This is a genomic window from Streptomyces flavofungini (genome assembly GCF_014650815.1).
In the GTDB taxonomy this organism is placed as follows: Bacteria; Actinomycetota; Actinomycetes; order Streptomycetales; family Streptomycetaceae; genus Streptomyces; species Streptomyces flavofungini.
Genome location: NZ_BMVR01000009.1, coordinates 138,484 through 163,652, shown reverse-complemented (window position 1 = coordinate 163,652; position 25,169 = coordinate 138,484). Strand labels below are relative to the sequence as shown.

Sequence of the window (25,169 nt, the reverse complement as noted above, 5' to 3'; positions counted from 1 at the left end):
CCACCTGGCCGGGCGTCACTGCGCCGCGAGCACCCCGGTCTTGTACACGGTCCCCGCACACGCGTTGGGCACCGTCGCGCCCGCCGACGGCGAGCCCGGCTCGGCCGTCAGGGACACGGCGACCTTGCCGTCCTCCGTGCCCTCGTCGCGGACGAGCTGCGTCGTCGTACCGTCCGGAGAGCCGCTCTCGGAGCCGCTGCCGCCGCTGCCACCGCCGCCGTCGCTGGGCGAGGGGTTGGGCGAGGGGTCGCCGCCGTCGGAGGGGCAGGTCGCCGAGGGGACGAAGGCGAACCGCACTTCGTAGGACGCGCCGGGCTTGAGGACGAGCGCGCTGGACTCCTGCGCCGGGTCGGGCAGGCCGGTCGCGGCGTCGCCCGCGGTGTGGTCGACGACGTTGACGTTCGTCTGGTCGGCGGCGCCCAGGGCGGCGGCGTTGACGCTCCCGGCCGAGCTGACGGTGCAGCTGTTGCCGGAGGTGTTGGAGATGCGGAAGGTGCCGTAGACCGTGCCGTTGGTCTCGGCGGGGGCGACGGAGCCGGTGGCGCCGAGCTGGGCGGCGTCGCAGCTGGGCGAGGACACCGCGTCGGTGTCGTCGTCCGTCGGGTCGGGGCCGCCGGTGGCGCCGCCCTGCTTGCCGCCCTCGTCCTTGCCGTCCTTGCCCTTCCCCTCCTTGCCCTTGCCTTCCTTCTTGTCCTTCTTGTCTTCCTTGTCCTTGACCTTGCCGCCCTTGCCGTGCTCACCGCGGTCCTTGCTGCCGCCGGTGTCCTCCTGGCTGGGCTGGTTGCTGCCCGCGCCGATGATGGAGGGCCGCGGGTCCGAGTCGCCGCCGGAACCGGCGACGTGCACGAGGGCGGGGATGGCCGTGCCGACGAGGAGCGCCGCGGCGGCCATGCCGACGAGGGCCTGGCGCTTGCGGGCACGGCGGGCGGGCACCGCGTGCCGCAGCCGCTCCAGGGCGGCGTCGCCGGGCTCGATCTCCTGGACGGCCTGCTGGAGCAGGCGGCGCAGCGCGCGTTCGTCGCCGTGCAGCCCGTCGGGGTCGTGGGAGCCGTCGCCGCTGTCGCCGCCGCTACCGAAGGGGCCGCCGCCGGAGCCGCCCTTGCCGGAGCCGCCGCCCGGGCCGGTCCCGCGCGGGCCGCCACCCGAACCGCCGCTCGCGCCACTGCCGTGGGCGGCACTGCCGTGGGCGCTGCCGCCGGGGCCGCCGCCGGGGCCGGGGCCGCCGCTCGACTCGCCCCCTTGCGGGCCGTCGCCGGACCGGCTCACGATCAGGCCGAGTACGCCGAGTCCGTGGTCGGGGCGGCTCTTGCCGCTCGGCCCGTGCTTCACAGTTCCGTTCCCAGCGTCTTGCCCGCGGGCGCGCCCGGCGTCCCGCTCTTCGTACATGTCCCGCTTGTCCAGCGCACTCGCCTTGTCCGGCGCGCCCCGCTCGTCCAGCGCGCCCTTCTTGACCGGAGTGCCCTGCTCGCTCAGCCGGTGTCCCCTGTCCGTCATGCCGGGGCCTCCATGGCGACGCGCAGGGCGGCGATGCCCCGCGAGCCGTATGCCTTGACCGAGCCGAGCGATATCCCGAGCGTCTCGGCGACCTGGGCCTCGGTCATGTCGGCGAAGTACCGCAGGACGAGGACCTCGCGCTGGCGGCGCTGCAGCCCGCGCATGGCCTTGATGAGTTCGTCGCGCTCCAGGAGGTCGTACGCGCCCTCTTCCGCGCTCGCCATGTCCGGCATCGGCTTGGTGAGCAGCTTCAGGCCGAGGATGCGGCGACGCAGCGCGGACCGGGAGAGGTTCACGACGGTCTGGCGCAGATAGGCGAGGGTCTTCTCGGGGTCGCGCACCCGCTTGCGCGCGGAGTGCACGCGGATGAACGCCTCCTGCACGACGTCCTCGCAGGAGGCGGTGTCGTCCAGGAGCAGCGCGGCGAGGCCGAGCAGCGACCGGTAGTGGGCGCGGTAGGTCTCGGTGAGGTGGTCGACGGTGGTGCCCGCGGTGACGCTCAACTCATCGCCCTCGCGCTGAGTCGGGATGCGGGTCGGCCGCGCTGCGGGCATGGGAGCGATCACCGGCATGCCGCCGGGTACGCGCGGGCGCCGGGGCGGTCGCAATGCCGCCGCGCCACCTGCCGCTGTGAAGTCCAGTACCTCTGCCACGCCTGTTTGACACGCTTCCCCCCATCAGGGTTGTACGCGTCGGGTGTGGCGTTCCGCATCGCCTGCCCCGTGCGGGCCGCAGGCGCCGTGCTCGCGGCGTGCGTCGCGGTTGCGGGAACCGCTCGCGACGATGCATCAAAAGCCCCCATGCGTACCAGCTCTTCCCCTATGGCCCATATTCTTTTTCGCAGCACCTCAGGCCGCCCACTGGAGGGCGACGGCGAAGACGCGTGCCACGCCGTCGCGGTTGCACGACGCGGAAGCCGAATCTTCGAACGCGGAGACGCCCCAGTTCAAGCGGTCTGGACCATCGGATTGAACACAGAACTTACACAGTTCCTACAGGGCGTTCCGCTCCGGGATCCCGGAAGCACCGCCTCCGCCACCCTCGGCCCTCGCTCAGCCCTCGCTGCCGAACTCCCCCGCCACCAGCTCCGCGATCTGCGTCGTGTTCAGGGCGGCGCCCTTGCGCAAGTTGTCCCCGCACACGAAGAGTTCGAGCGCCGTCGGGTCGTCGAGGGCGCGGCGCAGCCGTCCGACCCACGTCGGGTCGGTGCCGGTGGCGTCGGCGGGGGTGGGGAACTCACCGGCGGCGGGGTCGTCGAAGAGCACGACGCCCGGCGCGGTCGCCAGGATCTCGCGGGCGTGCGCCACGGTCACCTCGGCCTCGAAGCGCGCGTGGACGGTCACCGAGTGGGTGGTGACGACGGGGACGCGGACGCAGGTGACGGCGACCTTCAGATCGGGCAGGCCGAGGATCTTGCGGGACTCGTCGCGGACCTTCATCTCCTCCGAGGACCAGCCGTCCTCGCGGAGCGCGCCGACCCACGGCACCACGTTCAGGGCGACGGGCTCGGGGAAGGGCCCGGTGTCGTCGCCCACGGCCCGCCGGACGTCCCCGGGGCCGGTGCCGAGCTCGGAGCCCGCGACGAGCTTCAGCTGCCGCCGCAGGGTGTCGATGCCGTCCTGGCCGGCCCCGCTCACCGCCTGGTACGAGGAGACGATCAGCTCGCGCAGGCCGAACTCGGCGTGCAGGGCGCCGAGGGCGACGATCATCGACAGGGTGGTGCAGTTGGGGTTGGCCACGATGCCGCGGGGCCGGAGCCGGGCGGCGTGCGGGTTGACCTCGGGCACGACCAGGGGTACGTCCGGGTCCATCCGGAAGGCGGCGGAGTTGTCGACGACCACGACGCCGCGCGAGGCGGCGATGGGCGCCCACTGGGCGGCCACGTCGTCGGGTACGTCGAACATGGCGACGTCGACGCCGTCGAAGACGTCCTCGCTCAGCGCGAGGACCTCGGCCTCCGCACCGCGCACGGCCAGCTTGCGGCCGGCCGAGCGCGGTGAGGCGACGAGTCGGATCTCGCCCCAGATGTCGGCGTGCTGCGACAGGATCTGGAGCATCACCGTGCCGACGGCCCCGGTCGCTCCGACGACCGCGAGCGTCGGCTTGCGGTTCATCGCCCGGTGCCTCCATAGACCACGGCCTCGTCCGAGTCGGAGTCGAGTCCGAAGGCGGTGTGCACGGCGCGGACGGCCTCGTTCACGTCGTCGGCGCGGGTGACCACGGAGATGCGGATCTCGGACGTCGAGATCAGCTCGATGTTCACGCCCGCGTCGCTGAGCGCCTCGAAGAAGGTCGCCGTGACACCGGGGTTGGTCTTCATGCCGGCACCGACGAGCGAGATCTTGGCGATCTGGTCGTCGTAGCGCAGGGAGTCGAAGCCGACCCGGGCGCGGGTCTTCTCCAGCGCGTCGATGGCCTTGCGGCCCTCGGTCTTCGGCAGCGTGAAGGAGATGTCGGTCAGGCCCGTCGAGGCGGCCGACACGTTCTGCACGACCATGTCGATGTTGACCTCGGCGTCGGCGATCGCCCGGAAGATCGAGGCGGCCTCGCCCGGCTTGTCCGGGACGCCCACGACCGTGATCTTGGCCTCGGACGTGTCGTGCGCGACACCGGAGATGATGGCCTGCTCCACCTTGCGGTCCCCTTGCGGTTCGTTGCTGACCCAGGTGCCCTGCAGCCCGCTGAAGGACGAGCGCACATGGATCGGGATGTTGTAACGGCGGGCGTACTCCACGCAGCGGTGGAGCAGCACCTTCGAACCGGAGCTGGCGAGCTCCAGCATGTCCTCGAAGGAGATCCACTCGATCTTCCGCGCCTTCTTCACGACGCGCGGGTCGGCGGTGAACACGCCGTCGACGTCCGTGTAGATCTCGCAGACCTCGGCGTCGAGGGCGGCGGCGAGGGCGACGGCCGTGGTGTCGGAACCGCCGCGCCCCAGCGTGGTGATGTTCTTGCCCTCCTGGCTGACGCCCTGGAACCCGGCGACGATGGCGATGTTGCCCTCGTCGATCGAGGTCCGGATGCGGCCGGGCGTGACATCGATGATGCGCGCTTTGTTGTGAACCGAGTCGGTGATGACACCGGCCTGGCTGCCGGTGAACGACTGGGCGGCGTGGCCCAGGTTTTTGATCGCCATGGCAAGCAGGGCCATGGAGATCCGCTCTCCGGCGGTCAGCAGCATGTCGAATTCGCGCCCGGCAGGGATCGGCGATACCTGCCCGGCGAGATCGATCAACTCATCCGTCGTGTCACCCATCGCCGACACCACGACAACGACCTGGTGGCCGTTCTTCTTGGCGTCGACGATCCTCTTGGCGACCCGCTTGATGCCCTCGGCATCGGCTACGGAGGAGCCTCCGTACTTCTGCACGACAAGGCCCACGTGCGCTCCTCGCTCAGTCCGTCTCGTTCCGCATCGCTGCGGTCGGCTCAGTCTAACGAGCGGCCGAAATCCTCCCGGCGCGTATCGCATCATGAGATGTCCCGCTCACGAGTTGATCACCCGGGTCGTCTGTCCTCCGGCCGCTCCGCGAAGGCACATGCCCGCCAGGGAGCGCCCCACTCCGGAAAGTGGGGTGGGTCACAGGAGCACCGCCCCCGCTACGTCGCCGGGCGCAGCCCCAGCGGGCCCGCGATCTCCTCGGCCATGACCTTGCCCGCCTCCTCGGCGAGGGCGTCCTCCATCAGGTCCTCGTCGGTGTCCAGGCCGTTGAGGTCCTCCAGGGGCTGGTTGAGCCGGACGTGGGCGACCAGGGACTGCAGGGCGCGCAGGGAGGCCGAGGCGGTGGAGCCCCAGTTGGAGAAGTAGGAGAACTGCCACCACCACAGGGCCTCCGTGGTGCGGCCCTCGCGGTAGTGGGCGAGGCCGTGGCGCAGGTCCGTGAGGACGTCGGCCAGGTCGTCCGAGATGCGGCAGGCGACGGGGGCCTTGCGGGGCTCGTACGGGTCGAAGACCTCGGAGTACACGTCGATGGGGTCGAGCAGCCGGGCCAGGCTCTCGCGGAGGTCGTCGACGTCCGCCTCCGGGCCGAGGTCCGGTTCGTAGCGCTCGTCGGGGACGATGTCCTCGTGCGCGCCGAGGCGGCCGCCCGCGAGCAGCAGCTGGGAGACCTCCAGGAGCAGGAAGGGGACGGCCGAGTCCGGCTCGTCGCCCTTGGCGATCTCCGTGACCGCGACGATGAAGCTCTCGATCTGGTCCGAGATCTGGACGGCGAAGTCGTCCGGGTCCCGGGTGATCGCGTGCAGCGTGGCGTCAGACATCTAGGAGTCGTCTCCCCTCGAAAGCGCGGCCCAGGGTGACCTCGTCCGCGTATTCCAGATCTCCCCCGACAGGGAGTCCGCTGGCCAGGCGGGTCACTTTCAGGCCCATGGGCTTGATCATGCGCGCGAGGTACGTCGCCGTCGCCTCGCCCTCCAGGTTCGGGTCGGTGGCCAGGATCAGCTCCGTGACCGTGCCGTCGGCGAGTCGCGCGAGGAGTTCCCGTATCCGCAGATCGTCCGGGCCGACGCCCTCGATCGGGCTGATCGCGCCGCCGAGCACGTGGTAGCGGCCGCGGAACTCACGGGTCCGCTCGATCGCGACCACGTCCTTGGGCTCCTCGACCACGCAGATCACCGACGGGTCCCGGCGCGGGTCGCGGCAGATGTTGCACAGCTCTTCCTGCGCGACGTTCCCGCAGGTCGCGCAGAAGCGGACCTTGTCCTTGACCTCAAGGAGGGCGTGCGCGAGCCGGCGGACGTCCGTGGGCTCGGTCTGGAGGATGTGGAAGGCGATCCGCTGCGCGCTCTTGGGACCGACGCCGGGCAGCCTGCCCAGTTCGTCGATGAGGTCCTGGACCACGCCTTCGTACACGGATTGCCTTCCTGTTTCCGGCCGCCGGGCCTCGGCTGCCGGATCTTCGGTCGTTCAGTCTTCGGGGCTCAGGGAGCTTTCGTACGTACCGTAGTTGGCCGTCGGCCGACATAGAAGGGAAGCGCGGGCCACAACGGCGGCCCGCCGCGGCCCCGCTAGAACGGCAGGCCGGGGATGCCGCCGCCGCCCAGACCCTGGGCGAGGGGGCCCAGCTTCTGCTGCTGCAGCGCCTGGGCGTTCTCGTTCGCCGCCTGCACCGCCGCGACCACCAGATCCGCGAGGGTCTCAGTGTCCTCCGGATCCACCGCCTTCGGGTCGATCACGAGGCCGCGCAGCTCACCCGAGCCGTTGACCGTCGCCTTGACGAGGCCGCCGCCCGCCTGGCCCTCGACCTCGGTCCGCGCGAGCTCCTCCTGCGCCTTGGCGAGGTCCTGCTGCATCTTCTGGGCCTGCTGGAGCAGCTGCTGCATGTTGGGCTGGCCACCACCGGGGATCACGATCAGCTCCTGGTTCTTATGGTCCGTATGGCGGGGGTTTTCCCGTCTGGCACGAGCCTACGTGGTCAAGGGTGTGCTCGCCCCAGCACTCCGGCCGCCACTCTTTCGGGTGAGATCGGCCCTGCTCCTATACCTGATCAAGCGACCCTTCCAGGCGGAAAAGCCGCGAAAACTGCCGCATAGCCACCCATTGGGCGGTAGGACTGGATGCCGCGCAGCGGCACCAGCCAATTACGTTGCGCCACTTACGCGGAAGCCGAGGGAGTGCCGGGTGAGCCACCAGCCGGAGATGCAGCCTGAGGGAGTGCCCCAGGACGGGGACGGGGCCGGTGCGGCGGCGGCCGGTGCGGCGCCCGGGGACCTGGTGGGGCGGTCGTTTCCGCAGGGCGACTGGGGGGAGCCCGCCGAGCGGCTCGACGAGCTGTACCGGTGGGTGGAGCGCGGGGCCCTCGACACCGCCGGATGGTATCTGCGCGACCGTACGCGCAAGCGGCTCGGGGCGCGGCTGCTGCGGGGCGGGGCGGCGCTCGGGGCCGCGGGGGCGGGGGTGCTTCCCCTGCTCGACCTCGCCGGGGGCGTCGACGGCGTGGCCACCTGGGGATTCGTTTCGCTGCTCGCCGGGGTGGCCTGTGTGGGGTGCGACCGGTTCTTCGGGCTCACCTCCGGGTGGATAAGGGATGTCGCCACCGCGCAGGCCGTGCAGCGGCGGCTGCAGGTGCTGCAGTTCGACTGGGCGTCGGAGAGCGTGCGGGAGGTCCTCGGGCCCACGGAGGGGACCGCCAGTGAGGCGGCCGAGCGGTGCCTCGGGGTGCTGCGGCGGTTTTCGGAGGACGTGACGGAGCTGGTCCGGGCCGAGACGGCCGACTGGATGGTGGAGTTCCGGGCCGGGCCCGCGCCGCTGGTGATGCAGGCGGCCGTGCCCGGAGGTGCGGGTGGGGCGCCCCGGGACGGCGGGGGTGGGCCCGGGCGGTTTCCGTTGCCGCCCGGGGCCCGGCCGAACATGCCTCGGCAGCGGCCGCCGGAGCCCCGGTGAGGCCCTGCCGGGGGCTCCCCAAGCCCGCCCCTTCCCGAAACTGAGGGCTCCGCCCCCAGACCCCCGCTCCGCAAACGCCGGAGGGGCTGAAATCCTCAGCTGTAGATGATCATCGAGCCCTGCGCCAGGCTCCGCGTCGTCGCCGCGTGCAGGCCCAGCCAGACGTGGCGTTCGCGGGCGAAGGGGCTGGGGTCGTGCGGGGGCGGGGTGGCCGGTTCTTCCAGGGTGGTGGGGGCCTGGGGCGGGGCCGGGGGGAGCGGGGGGTTGGCCGGGTCTATGCCGATGGCCGGGGCCACGAATTCCAGTTCGCGCAGGAGGGCCTGGGAGGAGCCCAAGGGGCCGCCGCCGGAGAGGAGTTCGTCGTTGGAGAGCGGGGCGGGGAAGTCCACGGGGACGTAGGCGCCCGCGTGGTCGTAGTGCCAGACCAGGTGGGACTGCTGGGCCGTGGAGTCGAACATCTCCAGGAGTTGTTCGTAGTCGCCGCCCAGTTCGTCGACCGGGGTGACCTCCAGGCCGCAGATCTTGAGGAGGTAGGCGCGGCGCAGGAAGTGCAGCGCGTCGTAGTCGAAGCCCGCGACCGGGGCCACGTCGCCGGACAGGCCCGGCATGTACGCGTACACGGGCACCGCCGGCAGTCCCGCGTCACCCAACGCCTTGTCGTACGTGGCGAGTTCCTCGGCGAAGGGGTTGTCGGGGCTGTGGCACAGCACGTCGACGAGCGGGACCAGCCACAGGTCGCAGGCCAAGAAATGCTCCTAGGGTCGGTGAACGAGGGTCCTACGCACACAGCTACCGTGCGTGTTGTTCCGGCAGCGTAGTGGTACCGGGGCCTGCTCAGCCTCCCCCGTGCACGTCCCAGATCCACACGCCGTCTACCCACTTTGCGCGCTGTCCAAGAAGGTCGTCGACCGTCGTGCGCAGCGCCGCGTCGCCCGGCTGCGGCGCGAGCACGAGGAGGCCCGCCTTCCAGTACCGCAGGTCGACGCGTGCCGCCTCCCGCCAGGCGTCGGTGATCCGCACCGAACGGCCCGAATTACGCACGTCCCGCAGGAGGTTGGAGGTGTTGCGGGGCGAGGCGCCGTAGATGCCGACGCGGTCCGGGCCCCAGGGCCCGTTGAAGTAGCCGCCGGGCAGCCGGAATCCCAGGTCGGCGGTGGTCTGCCAGTGCAGGGCCTCGGCGTACGCGGGGTCGGGCAGCGGTACCGGTACGAGGGTCTCGCCGGACGCCGTGTCGACGTACCGCTGCCACGTTCCGTCGGCGATGAACGCGGGCACCTCGGTGCGGTCCACGGCCTTCAGGGGGAGCGGGACGAGGGGCAGGAGGGAGAGGGCCACGGCGGTGAGTCCGGCGTAGCGGAAGGGCCTGCCGCACCTCCGCTCGCCCTCGGCGCCGCGCGCCACCAGGTGCCCCACGGCCAGCGCGACCAGCATCCCCAGCGCGGGCGCGCACACCATCGCCACCCGCGACTCGATGACCGACTCGAAGAGCGGCTTGTCGGAGAGCAGGGCCCAGGGGCCGGACAGGACGACGTCCGTCCGCGGGATGCGGAACTTCGGGCCGAGGGAGAGGAAGGCCGCCGCGACCGCCGTGCAGGCGAGGGCCCGCACCGCCGGGCGCCGCCACAGCCACACCACGATCAGCAGGGCGAGGGCGATGAGCGGCCAGCCGTAGAAGGCGTTCTGCTCCGTGGGGTTCATGGAGAGGGAGGCGGCCGTGTCCGCGTCGCCCGCGAGGGAGCGTTCGGAGAAGGAGAGCAGGGCGAGCGGGCTGTTGCCCGCGTTGTCGCCGTGCAGGACGCTCTTGTAGCTCTGCGGCCCGAAGAACTGCCACCAGAGCGGGAACGCGATCAGGGGCAGGCAGACGGCGAGCCCGATGCCGATGCCGCGGGCCAGCGGACGCCAGGCCGCACGCGCCACGTCACGGCGCACCACCGCGTACGCCACCGTGAAGAGCAGCATGCCCATCGCGGCGAGCAGCAGCGGCTCCTCGCCGAGGAAGATCTGGTACGTCGCGAAGAGGCCGAGGACGACCCCGTCCCGTACGACGTGTGTGCCCTCGCAGAGCCGCAGCGCGCGGTCGATGATCAGCGGGATCATGAAGAGCACGATGAAGTTCGGGTGCGCGTGCGCGTGGCTGATCATCGGGGGCGCGAAGGCGGCGAGGGCCGCGCCGAGGGCGGCGGCGCCCCGGTGACGTACGAGACGGCGGACGATCAGCCAGTACCAGGCGAAGGCCGTCGCGGCGAGGCCGAGCGTCATGGCGAGGTTGAGGCTGACGGCGGGGCCGAGGACCCAGGTGACGGGCGCGAGGGGGACGGACAGGCCGAGCATGACCGTGTTGGCCATGAGGTTCACGCCGTCGGGATACCCCTGCAGGTCCGTGAACAGGGGGTTCTGGAGATGCCGCACGTTGTGCGCCGTGACCTCGAAGAACCACTCCCACTGGTTCTGGTCCTGGAGCGCGTGCGGGAGGTAGCGGTGGTCCGGGGATATCCAGCGGGCCGAGTACAGGACGGCCGCGAAGGTGACGAAGAGGGCGGCGACGAGGAGGTCGACGCGGCGTACGGAGCGGGCCTTGAGGGACGTGACCTCGGCGAGCACCCGCACGTAGTCGCCGGGGCGGACCTTCGAGCCCTCCTGGTGCGACCAGCGCACCGGGACCTCCGCGACCGGCCAGCCCTGCCGGCGGAAGTGGTGCAGGATCTCCACGTCGATGCCCCAGCCGCTGAGCCGGGACGCGGCGAAGGCCGCGCGGGCGCGGTCGCCGTCGAAGAGCTTGAATCCGCACTGGGTGTCGCGGATGCCCGGGACGGCGACCGTCCGTATCAGGAAGTTGCCGCCCCGGCCCAGCAGCTCGCGCAGCCGGTGCTGGTGGACGTCGATCGTCGCGCCCGGCCGGGCCCGGGAGCCGACAGCCGCCGCGTGCCCGTCCGCGAGCGCCTTCTCCAGCGCCTCCAGCTCCTCGATCGGCGCGGCCAGGTCGGCGTCCGTGACCAGGACCCGGCGGCCGTACGAGGCGAGGACGCCCTGGCGCAGGGCGTGGCCCTTGCCGCGGTTGCGGCCGCCGCGCAGGAGCTGGATCCGGGGGTCCGCGGCGGCGGCCGCCGCGGCGATCTCCGCCGTCCGGTCCGTGGAGCCGTCGTCGACGACGATCAGCTCCCACTGCGGGAACCCGGGCCGGGCCTCGGGCCCGTCGAGGTACGCGCGGATCGCTTCCAGGGTGGGGGCGAGGCGGCGTTCCTCGTTGTATGCGGGGATGACGATGGTCAGGTCGACGGTCATGCGGGGGCCTGTGGTGCCGGTGGGGTGCGGGCGCCTTCGGGGCGGTCGGCGGCGGCGAGGCTCTCGATCAGCTCCAGCGAGTGCGTGTTGTACTCCGCCACGATCGCGTGCGCGAGAACGGCGTCGCGGCAGGTCAGGGCCTCCACCAGGTCCAGGTGCCGGGACCAGAGGCGGCCGCGCAGATCGCCGCCGCGCTCGACCTCGCGGCGCAGGTGCGGGACGGCGCACACCCAGGACTGCACGCGCAGCCGGTGCAGGAAGTCCGACAGATACGCGTTGCCGAACAGGGCGCTCAGTTCGCGCCAGAACCGCAGGTCGTAGCCGATCAGGACGGTCAGGTCGCCGGCCGCCGCCGCGCGGGCCGCCTCCTCGCCGCGGCGGCGCACGGACACGAAGCCCGCGGCCGGTACGGAGTGGTGGGCCGCCGTCGTCGCCACCTCGCGGAAGATGGCGTCCGCGATGAGGCCGCGGGCCTGCAGCATGCCCCGGTAGTCCGCCAGGGTGTGCTCGTGCACGCGGAAGCCGCGGTGCTGTACGGAGTCCAGGAGGCCCTGCGCCGTCAGGTTCACCAGCGCCTCGCGGACCGGGGTCGCGGAGACGCCGTACTGGTCGGCTATCTCCTTCACCGTGAACTCCTGGCCCGGCACGAGGCGGCCCGCGAGGATCTCGTCGCGCAGGGCGTCGGCGATCTGCTGGCGCAGGGTGCTGCGGATGACGGCCGGGCCGTCGGGTCCGGGCATGGTGGTGGGCCTCCCCCTACGCGCTTCTCTGACGTGGGCGTCCAGGAACGGACGTGGGTAAGTTCTGGTCACTTACGAGCACGTCAGACTACGTGGTCGGGGTTCCCGCTCCCCATGACCGAGGTCACGGCGGTGTGCGGGGTGCCGAGCGGCGGGTGGGGCGACCCCGTGCGGTCACCCCACCCGCCCCCCGGCGGCCGCGTCAGGCGATGTGGGCGTCCGCGGCGTCCAGGGCCGTGTCCAGGGCCGCGAGGCCGGCCTTCGCGTCGGGCTCCGAGATGTTGCACGGCGGCACCACGTGGGTGCGGTTCATGTTGACGAAGGGCCAGAGCCCGTTCGCCTTCGCGGCGGCGGCGAACGCGGCCATGGGGGCGTTCGCCTCCCCCGAGGGGTTGTAGGGCACGAGGGGCTCCCGGGTCTCCTGGTCCCGTACGAGCTCCAGGGCCCAGAACATCCCGACCCCCCGCACCTCGCCCACGCTGGGGTGCCGCGCGGCCAGCTCCCGGAGGCCGGGCCCGATGACGTCCTCGCCCAGGCGGGCGGCGTGCTCGACGACGCCCTCGGCCGCCATGACGTTGATCGTCGCGACGGCCGCGGCGCAGGCCAGCGGGTGCCCGGAGTAGGTGAGCCCGCCCGGGTACGGCCGCCGCGCGAAGGTCTCGGCGATCGCGCCGGAGATGGCGACGCCGCCGAGCGGCACGTACCCGGAGTTCACGCCCTTGGCGAAGGTCAGCAGGTCGGGGACGACGCCGTCGTAGTGGTCGACGGCGAACCACTTGCCCGTACGCCCGAAGCCCGCCATGACCTCGTCGAGGACGAGCACGATCCCGTACCGGTCGCACAGCTCGCGGACGCCCGCGAGGTAGCCGGGCGGCGGCGGCATGATCCCGGCGGTGCCGGGGATGGTCTCCAGGATGATCGCGGCGATGGTCGCCGGACCCTCGAAGGAGATGGTGTCCTCCAAGTGCGTCAGGGCCCGCTCGCACTCCTGGGCCTCGTTCTCCGAGTGGAACGGCGAGCGGTACAGGAACGGCGCCCAGAAGCGGACGACGCCCGCCGAGCCGCTGTCGGACGGCCAGCGGCGCGGGTCACCGGTGAGGTTGATCGCCGCGGCGGTGCCGCCGTGGTACGAGCGGTACGCGGAGAGCACCTTCGGGCGGCCGGTGTGCAGCCGGGCCATGCGGGTGGCGTTCTCCACGGCCTCGGCGCCGCCGTTGGTGAAGAAGATCTTGTCCAGGTCGCCGGGGGTGCGCTCCGCGATGAGGCGGGCCGCCTCGGAGCGGGCCTCCAGGGCGAAGGCGGGGGCGAACGTCGTCATCGTCGCGGCCTGCTCCTGGATCGCCGCGACGACCTTCGGGTGCTGGTAGCCGATGTTCGTGTAGACGAGGCCGCTGGTGAAGTCGAGGTACCGGTTGCCCTCGTAGTCCCAGAAGTACGAGCCTTCCGCGCCGGCGACGGCGAGCGGGGCGATCAGTTCCTGGGCGGACCAGGAGTGGAAGACGTGGGCGCGGTCCGCCGCGGATACGGCCGCTCCGAGCTGCGGGTCTGGCTGAGGGGTCATGGGGCCGAGGGTAGATGTCCACTTCGTGGACGGGATATGGGCGTCCTGTCTGGCGGCTCGCCTTGAACGCGACATTCTGTCGGGCGGGGGCGTCCTGCGGGAGAACGGGCGGTCAGTCGTCGTCCGCTTCGGGGACGGCCCGGGCGCGGGGGCCGGTCGGGGTACAGCGGATCTCGTACGTCAGGTCGTCCCGTTCGTCGTCGTCGTTGGCCTCGGCTTCCAGGCGGGTCGCGGCGGCCGGGCCGCGGCTGACGTCGTCGTCTATGTGGTAGCCGTCGGCCGGGCTCCAGGAGACCAGGCGGACGGTGCCGTCGGGGCGGCACTCCACCGTCGCCGTGCCGCCGGTGAACCGGACCGTCGACCGTTCCACGGCCCGCCCGGTCGGCTCGGCCGAGCCCGAACGGGAGGGGGAGGGGGAACGGGTCGGGGAAGGGGAACGGGACGGGGAAGGGGGACGGCTCGGGGAGGGGGAGGCCGACGGGGAGTCCGGGGTGTCGGCAAGGGCACGCCGCACGGCCCCCTCGTCCAGGGGCCTGCTGTGGGCGGCCCCGCCGGAATCCGCGCTCGCCAACTGCCAGGCGCCCAGCGCCCCGGCCGCCGTGCCGACCGCCACCCACGCCGCCGTACCCGCGGCACTCCACCACTTGCCCACCCGCACACTCTCTCCCGGCGTTCCCTAACGTCCGGTTAAAAGCCCGGTTAAGGTCGGCCCAGGGAGCGTGATCCGGCGTGAATCGGCGGCCGATTCCCGGTGCACCCCTGGTTACCGTGGCCGCATGGCCCACCTGCTCGTCGTCGAGGACGACCCCCAACTGCGCGGCGCCCTCGTGCGTGCCCTGCGCGACAAGGGCCACGCCGTCGCGACCGCCCCCACCGGCATGGCGGGGCTCGACGCGGCCGTGACCCACCGGCCCGACCTCGTCGTCCTCGACCTCGGCCTGCCCGACGTGGACGGCGCCCAGGTCCTGCGGATGCTGCGGGCCGTCAGCGACGTACCCGTCATCGTCGCCACCGCCCGCGACGAGGAACCGGAGATGGTGGCCGTGCTCGGCGACGGCGCCGACGACTACATCGTGAAGCCGTTCGGCGCCGCGCAGTTGGACGCCCGGGTGAAGGCGGTGCTGCGGCGGCTCGGCGCGGGCACGGAGGGCGCGGAGCCGCTGCGGGTCGGCGGGCTCAGCGTCGACGTCGCCGCCCGGGAGGTGCGCCTCGACGGGGCGCCGGTCGACCTCACGCCCCGCGAGTTCGACCTGCTCGCCCATCTCGCCCGCCGCGCGGGCCAGGTCGTCTCCCGGCGTGAACTCCTCGCCGAGGTCTGGCACCAGCCGCTCGGCGGCGCCGACAAGACCGTGGACGTCCATCTGTCGTGGCTGCGGCGGAAGTTGGGCGAGACGGCGCTGGCGCCGCGCTATCTGCACACCGTGCGTACGGTCGGCGTCAAGCTCAGCGCGCCGGACGGTCCCACGGCGGATGGTGCCGCGCCGGACGGTCCCGGGCCGGACGACCCCGCGCCGGACAGGCCCGCGCCGGACGGGCCCCTCTGATGCGGCGGCGCCTCCTGCTGCTCACCGCCGCCACCACCGCCCTCGTCCTCACCGCCCTGCTCGTCCCCCTCACCCTCCTCACCCGCAACCACGCCGCCGACCGCGCCACCGCCGAGGCCACCGCCCGCGCGCAGTGGGTGGCCCATGCGATCGGGCCCGTGCTCGCCTCGGCCGGGGAGCGGCCGACCGCCGAGCAGACCGTCGCCGGGGTCAACGGGGACGGGTTGCCGCGCACGTCGCTCGTCCTCGGGGACGGGACCGTCGTCGGGCCCGGATCCGGCTCCGGGGGCGGCTCGCGCGGCGCCGTCACCGATGCCGTTCGGCTCGCCAGGACCGGGCGGGCGTTCACCTATGAACCCGCGGGCGGCGGGCGTCAGGTACTGGTGCCCGTGCACGGGGCCGCCGACGGCACCGCCGTCGTCCAAGTCACGCTCACCGAGCGGCAGTTGTACGCCGGTACGCTCACGTCCTGGCTCGTGCTCGCCGGGATCGGGGTGGGGCTCGTGCTGCTCGGGCTGCTGCTCGCCGACCGGCTGGGGGCGCGGCTCGTGGGGGCGACGCGGGGGCTCGCCCGCACCGCCGACCGGCTTGCCGCCGGGGACCTCACGGCTCGGGCCGTGCCCGACGGGCCGCCGGAACTCCGGCTTGTCGCGGGTGAGTTGAACCGGCTTGCCGGGCGCATCGACGAGTTGCTCCGGGCCGAGCGGGAGAACGCCCGCGAGAACGCCGCCGACCTCGCGCATCGGCTGCGGACGCCGGTCGCCGCGCTGCGTCTTGACGCCGAGTCGTTGCGGGACCCCCGGGAGGCCCGGCGGATCGCCGGGGACGTGGCCGCGCTGGAGCGCAGTGTGGACGACGTGATCCGGCGGGCCCGGCTGCCGCTGCGGGGCGCGGCGTGCGCCGATCTTGCCGCCGTTGCGCGTGCACGTGCGGCGTTCTGGGCGCCGTTGGCCGAGGACCAGAGCCGGGGGCTTCTGGTGGACGTCCCGGTACGTGGCGGCTCCGAACGTCAGGGGCGCCGCCGACCTGGGCTGTGCCCACCCTCCCCCAAGCTCTCGGCGGCCCAGCCGCCCGCAGCGGGTACAGGCAGTGCGCCGGACAGTTGCCGCCCCCCGGCACGGCTGCCCGGCGGACCGCACCACAGCGGGAAAGCGGCATCCGTCCCCGCCCTCCCGACCGAACCCCCGGACGAACTCCCGGACGAACCCGAGGAGATACCCGTCCCCGTCCCCCCGGACGAACTCTCCGCCGCCCTGGACGCCCTCATCGGGAACGTCCTCGACCACACCCCCCACGGCACCGCCTTCCGGATCACCGTCGGGGTCACGGCTGCGGGGGACGCCCGGCTCACCGTCACCGACGACGGGCCCGGGTTCCCCGACGGTTACCCGGAAGCCACCGCCCGCGGCGCCAGCGGGGGCGGGTCGACCGGGCTCGGGCTCGACATCGCCCGGCGTACCGCCGAGGACGCGGGCGGGGTCTTCGCCATCGAGGCGGCGCCGACCCGCGTCACCCTCACCTTCCCGCTCGCGGGAACACCGTCCGGACCGCCCGCGCCCAGCGGTTGACGCCGAGGTCGGGGCGGACGGCCGCGAAGCCGCCGCAGTACTTGGTGAATTCGGCGGCGCGGAGGCCGTAGCGGTGCAGGACGCGGTCGGCCTCGGTGAGGCGGCCGCGGGTCTTGGTCTCCACGAGGACGAGGCCGCTGTCGGCCGAGGCGGTGCGGCCCGTCGCCACGTCCCGCACCACCAGCGCCGCGTCGCACGTCACGCGCTGGCCGTCGGCCACGAACGTCGCGCGGCGGTAGTCCGTGACGAGGGAGGGGGTGAGGCCGTGCGGGGCCTCGATGCCGTACGAACCCCTCAGCACCCCGGCGAGGAAGCCCCGGCGGGCGTCGTCGAGGGCGTGGTCGGCGCCCTCCATCCGCTGCCGGTGCTTGACCGTCTCGCCGCGGCCGGTCTTCAGCTTGATCTCGAACTGCCGCTCGCCGCTGTCCTGATAGAGGCGTTCCCGGACGCGGTAGCGGAGTCTGCGGCCCTGGCGGTGGTCGTGGTACGTGCGCAGGGCGGGGGTGTCGTAGTACGTCGAGAGGTAGCCGAACGAGCGGCGGCCGCCGATGCTCAGGGCGCGGAACGCGCCGCCCGCGCGGCGCGGGTCGGTGAGCAGCGCCGCGAAGTCCTCGAAGATGTCGACGGGGACCAGATAGCTGTTGTCGTAGCGGGCGAGCAGTTCCGCGCGGACGTTCAGCTCGTCGAGCGAGACGGGGTGCGCGGCGAGCGCGGCACGGCTCAGGGCACGTACGGCGGGTTTCACGCGGCCTCCTTGGCGTACGGCGGGGTCACTCGTACGAACTCCCCATCGTGGGGCAAAGGTTCCGGCTGACGGAAGCGGACTTCCAGCACCATCAGGTCCCGTACGTAGTCGACCTCCTGGACCGTCCAGCCGAGCGGCTCGCCGAGTCGTCGCGTCAGCTCGGCGCGGAGTGCGTCCTCCTGCCGGTACACCGCGTCCAGGGTCACCAGGGCCCGCCGGTCGCGGGCGTACAGGCGTGGGTGGTCGCCGACGTACATCACCAGGAGCAGCACGCCCGAGAGGCCCGCGGCCAGCGGCAGCGAGAGGCCCGGGAGCCCGCACAGCAGGCCCAGGACGAGCGTCGTGAAGTAGTACGCGACCTCCTGGTGGCGCACCGGGTCGGAGCGGAGCCGGACGATCGACAGGACGCCGAAGAGACCGAACCCGAGCGCGAGGCCGCCGCCGCCCGACGCCTCCGACAGGGCCGCGACGACCGCGAACAGCGCGACGTTCAGGGCGAGATAGGCGGGCACCAGCTCGCGCCTGCGGTGCCGTGGGCAGAACACGGCGAACGTCAGCAGCGAGACGGCCACGAGGTCGAGGCCGAGGTGCGCGGAGAGGGTCGAGTAGTCCATGGCCGGGACGTTAGGGCGGGGTCGGTTAAGGGGGCCGCTGGTGCGGGTTAAGCGCTGTGGCGGAGATCGCGCGCCCGGAATTCATTGACAGAATACTGTCATCATGACAGCATCCTTACAACGACACCGAGTGACACCATGGAGGACACCATGAGCGCCACGACCACCGTTCACCTCGCCGTCTACGACGCCCTCGCCGACTGGGAGACGGGCTACGCCACCGCCTACCTGGCCCGCGCGGGGCACCGGATCCGTACCGTCGCCGCCACCCGCGAGGCCGTCACCACGGTCGGCGGCGTCCGCATCCAGCCCGACCTGACCCTCGACGAGCTGCGGGCCGAGGACAGCGAGCTGCTGATCCTGCCCGGCGGGGACCTGTGGGACACGGGCGACTCGCTCGCCCCGTTCGCCCGCGCGGCCCGCGCGTTCCTCGACGCGGGCGTGCCCGTGGCCGCGATCTGCGGGGCCACCGCCGGGCTCGCCAGAGAAGGGCTGCTCGACGACCGGGCGCACACCAGCGCGGTGTCGTTCTACCTGGACGCGACCGGCTACAAGGGCGCGGACCGGTACGTCGAGACCGACGCCGTCACCGACGGCGACCTGATCACGGCGGGGCCGACCGAGCCCGTCGCGTTCGCCCGCGAAGTCCTCAAGCGGATGGGCGCGTTCGAGGGCGAGAAGCTGGACGCCTGGTACCGGCTGTTCCACGACTCGGACCCGACGGCGTACGAGACCCTCGAATCATGAGCGGCACGGAGCGGGACGGTGGTGAGCCGGTCCACAGCGGCGAGCCCGCCGCCGACGTCACGGTCGGCGAGCCCGTCGTCAACGCGGTCGGCGAGCCCGTCGTCAACGTCACGGTCGGCGAGGGCGTCGTCGGCCTGCCCGAGCAGGACCTGCTCACCCGCACCGCCCTCGGCGTCTTCCGCCTCAACGGCCAGTTCCTCTCCGTGTCGGAGGAGATGGCCCGCCCGGCCGGACTCACCGCCGCCTGGTGGCAGGTCCTCGGCGCGGTCCTGCGCGCACCGCAGCCCGTCGCCGGGATCGCCCGCACCATGGGCATCACCCGGCAGAGCGTGCAGCGCATCGCGGACCTCCTGGTGCGCGACGGACTCGCCGAGTACGCGCCCAACCCGGCGCACCGCCGCGCCAAGCTGCTGACCCCCACCGCCGAGGGCCGCGCCGCCGTCCAGCGGATCCAGCCCGCGCACGCCGACCTCGCCGCCCGGCTCAAAGAAGCCCTCGGCGAGGAACAATTCGCGCAAACCGCACAGGTGTTGGAACGCCTCTCCGAGGTCCTCGCGAGCCTGGAGGCGGCCGTCAAGCCCTAGCCAGCACGAGCGCGTCGTACAGCGGCGAGTCACTGAACGGCAGCACCTCGCCGAACCACTCGTACCCCCACCCCTCGTACAGCGCGCGCACCTTGGGGTGGGAACGCTCGACGAGGAGGGAACCGCAGGTGATCGAGGCGGAGTTGAAGGCACGCGTACGGGAGCCCAAGAGGGTCGTGCGGCAGTTGGACGAGCGCGCGACGGCGCGGGTCGAGGTGTACCGGGACACGTACTACGACCGGCCGGACGGCTCGTTGGAAAGGGCGGGCGAGGAGCTGCGGGTGCGTACCGTGCACGGCGGGGACGGCACGCGCACGGTGCTCACGTACAAAGGCGCGGCGGTCGACGAGGAGTCCGGTTCGAAGCCCGAGCACGAGACGCGCGTCGAGGACGCCGAGGAGGCGCACGCGATTCTGCGGGGGCTCGGACATGTGGAGCTGATCGCGTTCGAGAAGCGGTGCCGGAACTATGCCTTCGAGGCGCACGGACGGCAGATGCTCGCCACCCTGGTGCGCGTGCCGGAGATCGACGGCACCTTCCTGGAGGTCGAGACCCTCGTCGACGAGGACCAGGTGGCTGCGGCTCTCGACGATGTCCGTGCGGTGCTCGCCGGGCTGGGGATCGGCGCGGAGGATCTGACGGTGGAGACGTACACGGGCGCCGTGGCCGCGCGGCGCGGCTGATCCGGACCAGGCCACGGCGAAGGCCCGGCGCGGGTGCCCGCCGTCTCACGGATGTGTCACAGATTCCGTCGACGGCTGCGGATAAGGCGCCCATGATGTGGGCTTATACGGACACGGGGAGCGCCTGCCGGACTGCACGGACGGCCCGTAGACTCCTCGGTCTGTCGCACGGCGATGCACACAGGGTCGCCGTACCACGGTGGCTGAAAACCAGGGGGAGGGCGGCGCCGATGGCCATGGAGAAACTCGGCCCGGGGGATCCGCAGCAAATCGGTGCCTACCGGCTGCTCGCGCGGCTCGGCGCGGGCGGCATGGGGCAGGTGTTCCTGGCCCGCTCCGACCGGGGGCGCACGGTCGCGGTCAAGCTGGTCCGCGAGGAACTGGCCGCGCAGGACGAGTTCCGGGGGCGGTTCCGGCAGGAGGTGGGGGCCGCGCGGCGCGTCGGCGGGGCCTGGACCGCGCCGGTCCTCGACGCCGACACGGAGGCGGACATCCCGTGGGTCGCCACGGGGTACGTCGCCGGGCCCTCGCTGCAGGCCGTCGTCTCGCACGACCACGGGCCGCTGCCCGAGCGGTCCGTGAACATCCTCGCGGCCGGGCTCGCCAACGCCCTCAAGGACATCCACGCCGCCGGGCTCATCCACCGCGACCTGAAGCCGTCGAACGTCCTCGTCACCATCGACGGGCCGCGCGTCATCGACTTCGGGATCGCCCGGGCCCTGGAGACCGTCACGGACGGGGGGCTCACCCGGACCGGGGCGCTCGTCGGGTCGCCCGGGTTCATGGCGCCCGAGCAGGTGCGGGGGGACCGGGTCACCTCGGCGTGCGACGTCTTCTGCCTCGGGTCCGTGCTCGCGTACGCGGCCACGGGGGCGCTGCCGTTCGGCACCGCCAACAGCGGGGTGCACGCGCTGATGTTCCGCATCGCGCAGGAGGAGCCCGACCTCGAGGCGCTGCCGGAGAATCTGCGGGAGCTGGTCGGGCACTGCCTCGCCAAGGCGCCGGGGGACCGGCCGTCCCTTGACGAGATACTTGCCCGGACCGGGGCGGAGGACACCCTCTCCGAGGGGAAGTCCCTGGAGCCCTGGCTGCCCGCGGCGCTGGTCGCCCAACTCGGGCGGCACGCCGTGCAGTTGCTGGAGATCGAGGAGCCGGAGGGGTCGGCCGGGGCGCCGTCGGAGTCCGGTGGGCCCACCCCGCAGGCAGCGGGAGTGGCGGCGGCCGGACAGGGAGCCCCCGACGCCGGGCCCCCGCCCGCCGCACCCCCCGCCCACCCCGACCGGACGCCCCCGCCCGGCGAGGACACCCCGCCCCCGCCCGGCACCCCCGGCCACGCCCCGGTGAACCACCTCCCCACCATGGTCAGCGGCCTCCCACCGGCCCCCACGCCCACCCCGGCCCACACCCCGCCGCCCGCGCACACCCCCGCCCGCTCCCCCGCCTACGCCTACCCCCACCAAGCCCCCGGCTACGGGTATCCGCACCAGCAGCAGCCCCCGTACGGCTCCACCCCGCCCTACGGCCCCACACCCCCGTACGGCATGCCGCAAGGCGAGCCGCCGCGGCGGAGCGGGCGGTCCACCGCGCTGCTCGTCGCCGTGGCGCTGATCGTCGCGCTCGGGGCGGGCGGCACGGTGTACGCGACGATGAAGGGGGACGACGGGGACCCGAAGGCGCGTGGTGGCGGCGACGGCAAGAACCGGGAGAGCAGCGCGCCGACGACGCCCGGCAGCCCGTCGGAGTCCGACTCCGGGCCGAGCCCCTCGCCGTCCACGTCCGCCGTCTCGGACAAGACGGTGCCGGACAAGTTCCTCGGCACCTGGAACGGCACGGTCACCGGCGACGCCGGGCTCAGCACGCGTCAGCTGACCATTCAGCAGGGCGAGGAGGGCGACACGGTCCTGTCCATGACGGCCGACGGGCCGTTGGAGGGCGGCGGCACCTACCACTGCGTGTTCCAGGGCGAGTTGGAGTCCGCGAGCGAGGACCGGCTGACCATCGGCCCGACGCGGGTCACCGTGGGCGGGCCCCCCGCGTGCGACCCCGGCAAGCCGACCGTGGTCACGATCCTGCCGAGCGGCGAACTGCACCGCGTCAACACCGACGGCACCCGCGCGCTGTCGTACACCAAGGGAAGCTGACACCAAGGGAAGACGGCAGCAGGGGAAGACGGCAGCGGGGGAAGCTGACGGCAGGGGAAGCTGACAGCAAGGGCGACCGGGCAGTGCGGCAGGCTGGTTGAACCGGCGGCGAACGTCCGGGGGCGGAAGGGCGAAGTCCCCGGTCCGGGCGTTCCGCGCGCCGGGGCGGCTCCGTAGCGTGCGGGCGTGGACTGGTTGAGCCCCGAGAACGTCGTCGCTGTCCTGACCGCCGCGCTCGGGCTGCTCGCCACGCTGGGGGCCATTTGGTACGAGCGCCGCGTGCCGCGCCGCAAACGCATCGGCTATCGCGTGCAGATGGACACCGCGATCGGCGACAACGTCCGCACCGGCGGGGCGAACGCGCGGCTCGGGCTCTTCGACGAGACGCCGGAGATGTCCGACGCCACGCTGGTGCTGCTTCGCGTGGAGAACGACGGCTCGCAGTCCATCAGCGACGCCGACTACACGGGGCGCGCCCTGCACGGCCTCACCGCCGTGTTCACCGGCCGCACCGTGCGCGGGCTCGCCGTCACCGCGCAGGCCGGTGCCGACCACCTGATGGAGCACTTCACCCCGGCGGCGGGGCTGCGCTCCGACGGCTCGACCGTGTACATCCCGCGCGTCCCGCTGAACCGGGGCCAGCACTACAAGCTGCTCGTCCTGCTCACCGGCGGCGCCGTCGGCCGCGAGATCACCGTGTCCGGCGGCATCCAGGCGGGCGAGGTGCAGCCCAACCGGTCCACCACACCCGACGACAAGCCGCCGCTGTTCAGCCGTCCCGCGAAGATCCTGACGGCGCTGCTCACCGCGTCCGTCGTCACGCTCGCCGCGATGATCCTGGTGAGCGAGGAAGATCCGACGCCCATCGAGTGCGCCACGGGGCAGTTGACCGTCGTCGGGTCCACGGCTTTCCGGCCCGTCGCCGAGGAGTTGAAGGAGAAGTACGAGGACGACTGCCCCGGCGCCTCGATCAGCGTCGACGCGCACGGCAGCACGGCGGGGATACGCGAACTCGACGCGGAGGGCGCGCGGTCGGCGCGGACCGCGAAGAAGTCACCGGCGCTGATCGCCCTGTCCGACGGGCCCAAGTCGGACGGCTATCCGCGGCTCGTCGAGCACCGCGTGGCGGTGTCGGCGTACGCGCTCGTCGTCAACGACGGTGTGCGGCTGCGGGACTTGTCGCTGCCGCAGGTGCGGCGGCTGTACCGCGGCGAGATCCGGAACTGGAAGCAGCTCGGCGGGGCCGATCAGGAGGTCGTCCTCGTCAGCCGCGGCTCCAGCTCCGGCACCCGCGACACCCTGCAACGCCGCCTGCTCCACGGAGACTTCGAGATCAAGGCGTCGTCCAACGACTGCGTGCGCAAGGACGACGCCCGCGCCCCCGTCACCCGCTGCGAACTCGACTCCACCGAGCAGGTCCTGGACGCCGTCGGCCGCATCCCCGGCGCCCTCGGCTACAGCGAACTGCGCGCCGCCGCCGACCTCAAGGGCCTGCACCGGCTGTCCCTCGGCGGCCGGGCGCCGTCCGCCGACGGCCTCGCCGACGACGGCGGCTACCCGTACCGCGAGATCGAGTACGCCTACACCTACGGGCAGCCGCCCGCCGACTCGCTCGCGTCCAGCTTCCTCGCGTACGCGCGCGGCAGTGGCCAGGACGTGATCCGCACCCATGGCCATCTGCCGTGCGCGACACCCGAGGGACTGCGGGCCTGCGCCGAGCTGCCCGGCGGAGCGCCGGGCAGCCGCTCGGCTAGATGAACGAGTTGATCTCGATCGTCTCGGTGCGGCCCGGGCCCACGCCGATCGCGGAGATCGGCGCGCCGGACATCTCCTCCAGCGCCTTCACGTAACCCTGCGCGTTCTTCGGCAGGTCGGCGAAGGTCTGGGCCTTGGTGATGTCCTCGGACCAGCCCGGCAGCGTCTCGTAGATCGGCTTCGCGTGGTGGAAGTCCGTCTGGTTGTACGGGAGTTCCTCGACGCGCTTGCCGTCGATCTCGTACGCGACGCAGACCGGGATCTGCTCCCAGCCGGTGAGGACGTCCAGCTTGGTGAGGAAGAAGTCCGTCAGACCGTTCACGCGGGTCGCGTAGCGGGCGATCGGGGCGTCGAACCAGCCGCAGCGGCGGTCCCGACCGGTGGTGACACCGCGCTCGCCGCCGATGGTGCGCAGCGCCTCGCCGTCCTTGTCGAACAGCTCCGTCGGGAACGGGCCCGCGCCGACGCGCGTGGTGTACGCCTTCAGGATGCCGATGACGCGGCTGATCTTCGTCGGGCCGACGCCGGTGCCCGTGCAGGCGCCGCCCGCGGTCGGGTTCGACGAGGTGACGAACGGATACGTGCCGTGGTCCACGTCCAGGAGCGTGCCCTGGCCGCCCTCGAACAGGACGACCTTGTCCTCGTCGAGCGCGTTGTTGAGGATCAGCGTGGTGTCGGCGACGTAACTCTTGATGTTCTCGCCGTGCTCCAGGAGCTGCTCGACGATCTGCTCGGCCTCGATGGCGCGGCGGTTGAACACCTTCGTCAGGAGCTGGTTCTTCTGCTCCAGGGCCGCTTCGACCTTCTGCTTCAGGATCGACTCGTCGTAGAGGTCCTGGACGCGGATGCCGGTGCGGTTGATCTTGTCGGCGTACGTCGGGCCGATGCCGCGGCCGGTCGTACCGATCTTCCGCTTGCCGAGGAAGCGCTCACCGACCTTGTCGACCGTCACGTTGTACGGCGTGATGATGTGCGCGTTACCGCTGATCAGCAGCTTCGACGTGTCGACGCCGCGCTCGTTCAGACCGCTCAGCTCGGAGAGCAGGACCGACGGGTCGACGACGACTCCGTTGCCGATGACCGGGACACAGTCCGGCGAGAGGATCCCGGAAGGGAGGAGATGCAGCGCGTACTTCTGGTCGCCTACGACAACCGTATGGCCGGCGTTGTTGCCGCCCTGGTAACGCACCACATAGTCCACGGAGCCACCGAGCAGGTCGGTGGCCTTTCCCTTGCCTTCGTCACCCCACTGAGCACCGAGCAGCACGAGTGCGGGCACAGGCGTACACCCCTTCCGGGCGGGGCATGTCCAAGGTCAGGGGCCACAGC

Annotated in this window: 24 protein-coding genes; 8 read left to right on the top strand and 16 right to left on the bottom strand. The window is 72.5% G+C overall.

The genetic code is table 11. From position 1 onward, the window contains the following. Positions 1 to 15: 15 nt before the first annotated feature. The 7 genes from IE274_RS24180 to IE274_RS24150 form a co-directional block, all read right to left on the bottom strand. Positions 16 to 1,494, bottom strand: a complete 1,479-nt coding sequence (locus IE274_RS24180; protein ID WP_190117965.1) for a hypothetical protein — start codon at positions 1,492 to 1,494, stop codon at positions 16 to 18. After that, positions 1,491 to 2,147 carry a SigE family RNA polymerase sigma factor gene (locus tag IE274_RS24175; protein WP_190117964.1) on the bottom strand — a complete coding sequence of 219 codons (657 nt, stop codon included), beginning with the start codon at positions 2,145 to 2,147 and terminating at the stop codon, positions 1,491 to 1,493. Before IE274_RS24175 ends, IE274_RS24180 begins: the two co-directional genes overlap by 4 nt. Positions 2,148 to 2,546: 399 nt before the next feature. After that, positions 2,547 to 3,608, bottom strand: coding sequence for an aspartate-semialdehyde dehydrogenase (locus tag IE274_RS24170; protein ID WP_190117963.1), 1,062 nt, complete (start codon positions 3,606 to 3,608; stop codon positions 2,547 to 2,549). Beyond that, the gene (locus IE274_RS24165) at positions 3,605 to 4,876 is read right to left on the bottom strand and encodes an aspartate kinase (RefSeq protein ID WP_190117962.1); all 1,272 of its coding nucleotides are present in this window, start codon (positions 4,874 to 4,876) and stop codon (positions 3,605 to 3,607) included. Before IE274_RS24165 ends, IE274_RS24170 begins: the two co-directional genes overlap by 4 nt. Before the next feature lie 218 nt (positions 4,877 to 5,094). Next, on the bottom strand, positions 5,095 to 5,754 hold the full coding sequence (locus IE274_RS24160; RefSeq protein ID WP_190117961.1) for a DUF5063 domain-containing protein: 660 nt from the start codon (positions 5,752 to 5,754) through the stop codon (positions 5,095 to 5,097). Further along, positions 5,747 to 6,346, bottom strand: a complete 600-nt coding sequence (recR, locus tag IE274_RS24155) for a recombination mediator RecR (RefSeq protein ID WP_164322503.1) — start codon at positions 6,344 to 6,346, stop codon at positions 5,747 to 5,749. The genes IE274_RS24160 and recR overlap by 8 nt, the downstream gene beginning before the upstream one ends. Positions 6,347 to 6,501: 155 nt before the next feature. Further along, entirely contained in the window at positions 6,502 to 6,843 is a 342-nt protein-coding gene (locus IE274_RS24150; RefSeq protein ID WP_078619650.1) for a YbaB/EbfC family nucleoid-associated protein, read from the bottom strand. Positions 6,844 to 7,132: 289 nt separating this feature from the next. Here IE274_RS24150 and IE274_RS24145 point away from each other — a divergent pair, with 289 nt between their 5' ends. Next, positions 7,133 to 7,876 (top strand): SLATT domain-containing protein, encoded by a 744-nt coding sequence (locus IE274_RS24145; protein ID WP_190118158.1) that lies wholly within the window; start codon positions 7,133 to 7,135, stop codon positions 7,874 to 7,876. 95 nt (positions 7,877 to 7,971) lie between these two features. Here the strand turns inward: IE274_RS24145 and IE274_RS24140 are convergent, their stop codons facing one another. The 5 genes from IE274_RS24140 to IE274_RS24120 all read right to left on the bottom strand — a co-directional run bounded on the left by IE274_RS24140 (position 7,972) and on the right by IE274_RS24120 (position 14,111). Beyond that, positions 7,972 to 8,622: a putative DNA-mimic protein gene (locus IE274_RS24140; RefSeq protein WP_190117960.1), complete on the bottom strand. Its 651-nt coding sequence runs from the start codon at positions 8,620 to 8,622 to the stop codon at positions 7,972 to 7,974. An 88-nt stretch (positions 8,623 to 8,710) separates the two neighbouring features. Then, complete coding sequence (locus IE274_RS24135; protein WP_190117959.1) at positions 8,711 to 11,158, bottom strand: dolichyl-phosphate beta-glucosyltransferase; 2,448 nt, start codon at positions 11,156 to 11,158, stop codon at positions 8,711 to 8,713. Further along, positions 11,155 to 11,898, bottom strand: coding sequence for a GntR family transcriptional regulator (locus IE274_RS24130; protein WP_190117958.1), 744 nt, complete (start codon positions 11,896 to 11,898; stop codon positions 11,155 to 11,157). The genes IE274_RS24135 and IE274_RS24130 overlap by 4 nt, the downstream gene beginning before the upstream one ends. Positions 11,899 to 12,100: 202 nt before the next feature. Continuing rightward, on the bottom strand, positions 12,101 to 13,459 hold the full coding sequence (locus tag IE274_RS24125) for an aspartate aminotransferase family protein (RefSeq protein WP_190117957.1): 1,359 nt from the start codon (positions 13,457 to 13,459) through the stop codon (positions 12,101 to 12,103). A 112-nt stretch (positions 13,460 to 13,571) separates the two neighbouring features. Then, positions 13,572 to 14,111, bottom strand: a complete 540-nt coding sequence (locus IE274_RS24120; RefSeq protein WP_190117956.1) for a hypothetical protein — start codon at positions 14,109 to 14,111, stop codon at positions 13,572 to 13,574. Between the two features lie 124 nt (positions 14,112 to 14,235). On the opposite strand from IE274_RS24120, the gene IE274_RS24115 reads away from it, so the two are divergent. After that, on the top strand, positions 14,236 to 15,003 hold the full coding sequence (locus tag IE274_RS24115) for a response regulator transcription factor (RefSeq protein WP_229909767.1): 768 nt from the start codon (positions 14,236 to 14,238) through the stop codon (positions 15,001 to 15,003). Further along, on the top strand, positions 15,003 to 16,571 hold the full coding sequence (locus IE274_RS39610; protein ID WP_229909766.1) for an ATP-binding protein: 1,569 nt from the start codon (positions 15,003 to 15,005) through the stop codon (positions 16,569 to 16,571). The genes IE274_RS24115 and IE274_RS39610 overlap by 1 nt, the downstream gene beginning before the upstream one ends. On the opposite strand, the gene IE274_RS24105 is transcribed toward IE274_RS39610, so the two are convergent. Together IE274_RS24105 and IE274_RS24100 are read right to left on the bottom strand one after the other, a co-directional pair. Next, on the bottom strand, positions 16,519 to 17,316 hold the full coding sequence (locus IE274_RS24105; RefSeq protein ID WP_190117955.1) for a VTC domain-containing protein: 798 nt from the start codon (positions 17,314 to 17,316) through the stop codon (positions 16,519 to 16,521). The two genes, IE274_RS39610 and IE274_RS24105, sit on opposite strands and share 53 nt — an antisense overlap. Then, positions 17,313 to 17,930, bottom strand: a complete 618-nt coding sequence (locus tag IE274_RS24100; RefSeq protein ID WP_190117954.1) for a DUF4956 domain-containing protein — start codon at positions 17,928 to 17,930, stop codon at positions 17,313 to 17,315. Before IE274_RS24100 ends, IE274_RS24105 begins: the two co-directional genes overlap by 4 nt. A gap of 150 nt (positions 17,931 to 18,080) precedes the next feature. On the opposite strand from IE274_RS24100, the gene IE274_RS24095 reads away from it, so the two are divergent. After that, entirely contained in the window at positions 18,081 to 18,677 is a 597-nt protein-coding gene (locus IE274_RS24095; RefSeq protein WP_229909765.1) for a DJ-1/PfpI family protein, read from the top strand. Between the two features lie 134 nt (positions 18,678 to 18,811). Beyond that, positions 18,812 to 19,261: a MarR family winged helix-turn-helix transcriptional regulator gene (locus IE274_RS24090; protein ID WP_229909795.1), complete on the top strand. Its 450-nt coding sequence runs from the start codon at positions 18,812 to 18,814 to the stop codon at positions 19,259 to 19,261. Here the strand turns inward: IE274_RS24090 and IE274_RS24085 are convergent. Further along, positions 19,251 to 19,352 carry an acetyltransferase gene (locus IE274_RS24085; RefSeq protein ID WP_190117951.1) on the bottom strand — a complete coding sequence of 34 codons (102 nt, stop codon included), beginning with the start codon at positions 19,350 to 19,352 and terminating at the stop codon, positions 19,251 to 19,253. The two genes, IE274_RS24090 and IE274_RS24085, sit on opposite strands and share 11 nt — an antisense overlap. A 37-nt stretch (positions 19,353 to 19,389) precedes the next feature. Here IE274_RS24085 and cyaB point away from each other — a divergent pair, with 37 nt between their 5' ends. The 3 genes from cyaB to IE274_RS24070 all read left to right on the top strand — a co-directional run bounded on the left by cyaB (position 19,390) and on the right by IE274_RS24070 (position 23,843). Continuing rightward, positions 19,390 to 19,944, top strand: a complete 555-nt coding sequence (gene cyaB / locus IE274_RS24080; RefSeq protein WP_190117950.1) for a class IV adenylate cyclase — start codon at positions 19,390 to 19,392, stop codon at positions 19,942 to 19,944. A gap of 236 nt (positions 19,945 to 20,180) precedes the next feature. Next, on the top strand, positions 20,181 to 22,085 hold the full coding sequence (locus IE274_RS24075; RefSeq protein WP_190118157.1) for a serine/threonine-protein kinase: 1,905 nt from the start codon (positions 20,181 to 20,183) through the stop codon (positions 22,083 to 22,085). A gap of 186 nt (positions 22,086 to 22,271) precedes the next feature. After that, positions 22,272 to 23,843 (top strand): substrate-binding domain-containing protein, encoded by a 1,572-nt coding sequence (locus IE274_RS24070; protein ID WP_190117949.1) that lies wholly within the window; start codon positions 22,272 to 22,274, stop codon positions 23,841 to 23,843. On the opposite strand, the gene IE274_RS24065 is transcribed toward IE274_RS24070, so the two are convergent. Beyond that, positions 23,836 to 25,119: an adenylosuccinate synthase gene (locus IE274_RS24065; protein WP_190117948.1), complete on the bottom strand. Its 1,284-nt coding sequence runs from the start codon at positions 25,117 to 25,119 to the stop codon at positions 23,836 to 23,838. The two genes, IE274_RS24070 and IE274_RS24065, sit on opposite strands and share 8 nt — an antisense overlap. Positions 25,120 to 25,169: the final 50 nt, after the last annotated feature.